The organism is Variovorax sp. 01T439_2, assembly GCF_056398445.1.
Map to the genome: position 1 here is coordinate 1 of NZ_JBFTPJ010000377.1, position 5,245 is coordinate 5,245.

A 5,245-nucleotide genomic window follows, 5' to 3' on the forward strand; every position below is an offset into this window, starting at 1 on the left:
GGAAGCATCGACCGCTTCGCCCGCCAGCCGCAGCCGCTCCTCGAAGCGCACCAGGTGCGGCGACGTGAACACCGCCGTGCGGTAGCCGGCGTGCGTGAGGATCGATTCGAGCATGGCGCAGGTCGAACCCTTGCCGTTGGTGCCGGCCACGGTGATCACCGGGCAGTCGAAGCGCAGGCCCATCCGGGCGGCCATTTCCTTGGCGCGGTCGAGGCCGAGCTCGATGTTCTTCGGATGGAGTTGCTCGGCGCGCGCGAGCCAGTCGTTAAGGGTTTCCATGGAGCCCGGCATTGTCGCCGACCCGCAAAGCGCCCGGCGCCCCACGTTTTATCGGCATCATTGGCGTCCATGACAACCCTCTACGGCATTCCGAACTGCGACACCGTCAAGCGCGCCCGCAGCTGGCTCGACGACCACGGCGTCGCCTACACCTTCCATGACTTCAAGAAACAGGGCGTGCCCGAGGCCGAGCTCGACCAGTGGCTCAGGAAGCCCGGCTGGGAGGCGCTGGTCAACCGCCGCGGCACCACCTGGCGCAAGCTCGACGAAGCCACCCGCAATGCGGTGGTCGACGCCGCTTCGGCGCGCGCCGTGCTGCTGGCCAACCCGAGCCTGATCAAGCGGCCGGTGGTCAACTGGGGCACGAAAACCGGCGTTACGACGGGGTTCGATGCCGAAGGCTGGACCACCGTGAACGCCGTGAATGCCGTGAATGCCGTGTAAATGCCGGAACCCGCCTTGCCGGCCGGCCTCCAACCTCGATCTGCAGGAGAGAACACCATGAACAAGCACGTTTTTCGCACCCTTGCGGGTCTTTCCGTGGCCGGCCTGCTGGCGACCGGCGCCAGCGTGGTGCAGGCCCAGCAAGTGGTCCAGGCCCGGGTGATTTCGGCCACCCCGATCCGCGAGACGACCGGCAGCGACGTGAGCTACAACGTCACCTACGAATACAACGGCCGCCAGTACACCACCCGCACCAACAGCCGGCCGGGCGCGACCATCCCGGTCGAGGTCGGCGCCTATGGCGTGACGACCTCGCCGGTGGCGCCGCAGCCGCAGTTGCAGCCCTACCCCGTCGAGGCCAACAACAGCGGCCAGCAACAGCAGTATCAGCAGCAGTACCAGCAGCAGCCGCAATACGCGCAGCCGGGCGGCTCGCCCTGGGACAACGTCGTGCCCGAACCGGGCGTGGTGGTCTCCAATGCGCCGGCGCCGGTCTACGTGCAGCCGGCACCGGTGTATGCGCCGCCCGTCTACGTGCAGCCTGCCTACACCTATCCCTACGCCTATCCCTATGCCTACCCGCCAGTGGGCATTTCGCTCAACCTGGGGTACTCGAGGGGCTGGGGCGGCTACCGCGGATACGGCTACCGCCACTGGCGCTGAGCCGCCCGATGCGGCGGGCCGGGCTGCCGGCGCCGGCCAAGCCCTAAAATCGAGGACTTTTCCAACCCCCAAGGGGTGCGCCGCCGCGGTGGCGCGTCCTCGACAAGCCGACCGCGCATGCGCCGGCGCCCTCCAATGACGACGACTACCGACACTCTCAACAGCGCCGCAGTGGCGACCAAAGCCAATGTGTATTTCGACGGCAAGTGCGTGAGCCACAGCCTCACGCTGGCCGACGGCACCAGGAAATCGGTCGGCGTGATCCTTCCGTCCACCCTGACCTTCAACACCGGCGCGCCCGAGATCATGGAAGGCACCGCCGGCAGCTGCGAGTACCAGCTGGCGGGAACCACCGAATGGATCGCCTCGGGCGCCGGCCAGAAGTTCAGCGTGCCGGGCAATTCGAGCTTCCAGATCCGGGTGACCGGCGAGCCCTACAGCTACATCTGCCACTTCGGCTGAACCGCGAACCGGAACACCCACATGTCGACCATTCTCCAAAACGTTCCCGCCGGCCAGAAGGTCGGCATTGCCTTTTCGGGCGGCCTGGACACCAGCGCGGCACTGCACTGGATGAAGCTGAAGGGCGCGATTCCCTACGCCTACACCGCCAACCTCGGCCAGCCCGRCGAGCCCGACTACGACGAGATCCCGCGCAAGGCGATGCTCTACGGCGCCGAGAACGCCCGCCTGATCGACTGCCGCGCGCAGCTCGCCAACGAAGGCATTGCCGCGCTGCAGGCCGGCGCCTTCCACGTCACCACCGCCGGCGTCACCTACTTCAACACCACGCCGCTCGGCCGCGCGGTGACCGGCACCATGCTGGTGTCGGCCATGAAGGAAGACGACGTCCACATCTGGGGCGACGGCAGCACCTACAAGGGCAACGACATCGAGCGCTTCTACCGCTACGGCCTGCTCACCAACCCGAACCTCAAGATCTACAAGCCCTGGCTCGACCAGCTGTTCATCGACGAGCTCGGCGGCCGGGCCGAGATGTCGGCCTTCATGACCAAGGCCGGCTTCGGCTACAAGATGTCGGCCGAGAAGGCCTACAGCACCGACTCCAACATGCTCGGCGCCACGCACGAGGCCAAGGACCTGGAGAACCTCGACAGCGGCATGCAGATCGTGCAGCCGATCATGGGCGTGGCGTTCTGGAAGGACGAGGTCGAGGTCAAGCGCGAGACGGTCAGCGTGCGCTTCGAGGAAGGCCGCCCGGTCGCCCTGAACGGCGTCGAACATGCGAACCTCGTCGAGCTGATCCTGGAAGCCAACCGCATCGGCGGCCGCCACGGCCTGGGCATGAGCGACCAGATCGAGAACCGCATCATCGAGGCCAAGAGCCGCGGCATCTACGAGGCTCCGGGCCTCGCGCTGCTGTTCATCGCCTACGAGCGCCTGGTGACCGGCATCCACAACGAAGACACCATCGAGCAGTACCGCGACCACGGCCGCAAGCTCGGCCGCCTGCTCTACCAGGGCCGCTGGTTCGACCCGCAGGCCATCATGCTGCGCGAGACCGCACAGCGCTGGGTGGCGCGCGCCGTCACCGGCGAAGTGACGATCGAGCTGCGCCGCGGCAACGACTATTCGATTCTCAACACCGTCTCGCCCAACCTCACCTACAAGCCCGAGCGGCTGAGCATGGAGAAGGTTGCGGGCGCGTTCACGCCGCTGGACCGCATCGGCCAGCTCACGATGCGCAACCTCGACATCGTCGACACGCGCGAGAAGCTCGCGATCTACACCCGCACCGGGCTGCTGTCGCCGGGCCAGGGCACCGCGGTGCCGCGGCTCTCGAACGACGACGAGACCAAGTAAGCGCCACGCGCTTCCTCCAATGACGAACGGGCCCTCGCGGGCCCGTTTGCTTTGGTGCGTACGCTTGGTGCGCCGCTCCGGCCGGTCGGTCAATCGCCGCCGCCGCCCCCGCAGCCGCCGCCACAACCGCCGCCGTCGCCGCCGGACGAATCCCCTCCCCCGCCGCCATCGCCGCCGCCGCTGCTCGATTCGCTGCCGCCGAAGCCGCCGGCATCGCCCGAGCCGCCGCCATCGGACGACGAGTCGCCGAAGCTGGTGCCGCAATGGGCATCGGAGCCGGCATGCCGGTCGACCGCCCTGCAGTCGGGCACGTAGTCGAAGCCGCCCGGGATGCCGAACTTCACGTCCAGCGCGAACAGGAGCGGCAGGCGCGCCGGCGCGCGCGGATCGATGCTTTCCTCCTTGCAGGCCCAGTACCAGCTGCGGCGCAGGCCGTCGTTGCGCTTCGGGTCCTTGCCCAGCACCTCGGCCGGGCTGTGGTGCAGCATGCCGCCGAAGGCCGCCTTGCACCAGTTCTGGTAGCCCTGCGTGTGCAGGATGAACTCGTGCCAGGCCGTATCGACCACTTTGGACGGCATGGCGACGAACTTGCGGCCGCTGCGCAAATGCGCCATGAAGAACTGGCGCAGCCCGCGCAGCACCAGTTCGGCGTCGCGCTGGCTCAGGCCGGGATGGGCCGCGCGCAGCTTGCCGGCCAGGAAGGGCGGCAGCCGGGCCTCTCGGATGAACTGGCGGCGCAGGCTGGTTTCCATGAAGCCGAGCGCGGCCGCCAGCGCCCAGGCGGCCAGGATCAACGGCACCAGCGCCAGCCGGCCGTGGCGCAAGGCGAAGAACACGGTAACGAAGGCGCCCGCCACCATCGCCCGCCGGTTCCAGATCAAGGCGGCAATGCGCCGCCGGTAGTTCAGGTGCAGGAAGTCGAGATCCATGCCGTCAGACGACCACCGGCTCCGGCTCCAGCCGGATGCCGAAGCGCTCGTACACGCTGGTCTGGATGGCCTTGGCCAGGGTCATGACCTCGCCGCCCGTGACCGGGTTCTCGAGGCCGCCGCGGTTCACCAGCACCAGCGCCTGCCGTTCGTAGACGCCGGCATTGCCGACCGACTTGCCCTTCCAGCCGCAGGCGTCGATGAGCCAGCCGGCCGCGAGCTTGATGCTGCCGTCGTCCATCGGGTAGTGCACGATCTTGGGGTCGCGCGCAATGATGTCGGCGCACTGCTCAGGCGTGACCGTGGGGTTCTTGAAGAAGCTGCCGGCATTGCCGAGCACGCGCCAGTCGGGCAGCTTGGCGCGGCGGATGGCGCAGACCCAGTCGAACACGTCGGTGGCGCTGGGCGTGAAGTTGCCGGTTTCTTCCATCTTGCGCTGGAGGTCGAGGTAGCCCACCACGGCTTTCCAGGGCTTGGGCAGGCGAAAGCGCACGCGGGTGATCAGCGCCCGGCCCGACAGGCCGAAGTCGTTGGGGCCGCTTCGCACATGCTTGAACACCGAGTCGCGGTAGCCGAAGGCGCACTGCGCGGCGTCGAGCGTGAAACCGCGCCCGGTGTCCAGGTCGATGGCATCGAGCGAATCGAAGCGGTCCTGCAGCTCGACGCCGTAGGCGCCGATGTTCTGCACCGGCGCGCCGCCTACGGTGCCCGGAATGAGCGCCAGGTTCTCGAGCCCCGGGTAGCCGTGCTCGAGCATCCATTGCACCGCGTCATGCCAGATTTCGCCCGCGCCGGCCTCCACGATCCAGGCGCGCGGGGTTTCCTCGACCAGCCGCAGCCCCTTGATCTCGACCTTCAGCACCAGCGGCTTGACGTCGCCGGTGAGCACGATGTTGCTGCCGCCGCCCAGCACGAAGCGCGGCGCATCGCGCCAGCGGGGATCGGCCCGCAGCTCGGCCACGTCCGCCTCGCTGGCGATGCGCACGAGGTTCTGCGCGCGCGCGACGATGCCGAAGCTGTTGTACGGCTGCAGCGGGACGTTGTTCTCCACGATCATGGGAGAATTGTCGCATCCAGCACCCCGTGAATTCAGGAGAGCCCATGCC

The 5,245-nt window shown here is 68.0% G+C and carries 6 protein-coding genes and 1 pseudogene; 4 read left to right on the forward strand and 3 right to left on the reverse strand.

Going from position 1 to position 5,245, the window contains the following annotated elements; all coding sequences use genetic code 11:
* A pseudogene (locus tag AC1DOC_RS18120) lies at window positions 1-291 on the reverse strand (bifunctional tetrahydrofolate synthase/dihydrofolate synthase); the annotation flags it as partial.
* 57 nt (window positions 292-348) lie between these two features.
* On the opposite strand from AC1DOC_RS18120, the gene AC1DOC_RS18125 reads away from it, so the two are divergent.
* From AC1DOC_RS18125 to argG, 4 genes are all read left to right on the forward strand, one after another.
* Window positions 349-723, forward strand: coding sequence for an ArsC family reductase (locus AC1DOC_RS18125; RefSeq protein WP_478079370.1), 375 nt, complete (start codon window positions 349-351; stop codon window positions 721-723).
* Between the two features lie 57 nt (window positions 724-780).
* Window positions 781-1,386, forward strand: coding sequence for a hypothetical protein (locus tag AC1DOC_RS18130; RefSeq protein WP_478079371.1), 606 nt, complete (start codon window positions 781-783; stop codon window positions 1,384-1,386).
* A 135-nt stretch (window positions 1,387-1,521) separates the two neighbouring features.
* Window positions 1,522-1,848 carry a pyrimidine/purine nucleoside phosphorylase gene (gene ppnP / locus AC1DOC_RS18135; RefSeq protein ID WP_015866543.1) on the forward strand — a complete coding sequence of 109 codons (327 nt, stop codon included), beginning with the start codon at window positions 1,522-1,524 and terminating at the stop codon, window positions 1,846-1,848.
* Between the two features lie 21 nt (window positions 1,849-1,869).
* Entirely contained in the window at window positions 1,870-3,210 is a 1,341-nt protein-coding gene (gene argG / locus AC1DOC_RS18140; protein WP_478130205.1) for an argininosuccinate synthase, read from the forward strand.
* Between the two features lie 89 nt (window positions 3,211-3,299).
* Here argG and AC1DOC_RS18145 read toward each other — a convergent pair whose 3' ends face one another.
* Together AC1DOC_RS18145 and murB are read right to left on the reverse strand one after the other, a co-directional pair.
* Window positions 3,300-4,139 (reverse strand): glycine-rich domain-containing protein, encoded by an 840-nt coding sequence (locus AC1DOC_RS18145; RefSeq protein ID WP_478079372.1) that lies wholly within the window; start codon window positions 4,137-4,139, stop codon window positions 3,300-3,302.
* Window positions 4,140-4,143: 4 nt separating this feature from the next.
* Window positions 4,144-5,196 carry a UDP-N-acetylmuramate dehydrogenase gene (murB, locus tag AC1DOC_RS18150; RefSeq protein WP_478083939.1) on the reverse strand — a complete coding sequence of 351 codons (1,053 nt, stop codon included), beginning with the start codon at window positions 5,194-5,196 and terminating at the stop codon, window positions 4,144-4,146.
* Between the last annotated feature and the right edge of the window lie 49 nt (window positions 5,197-5,245).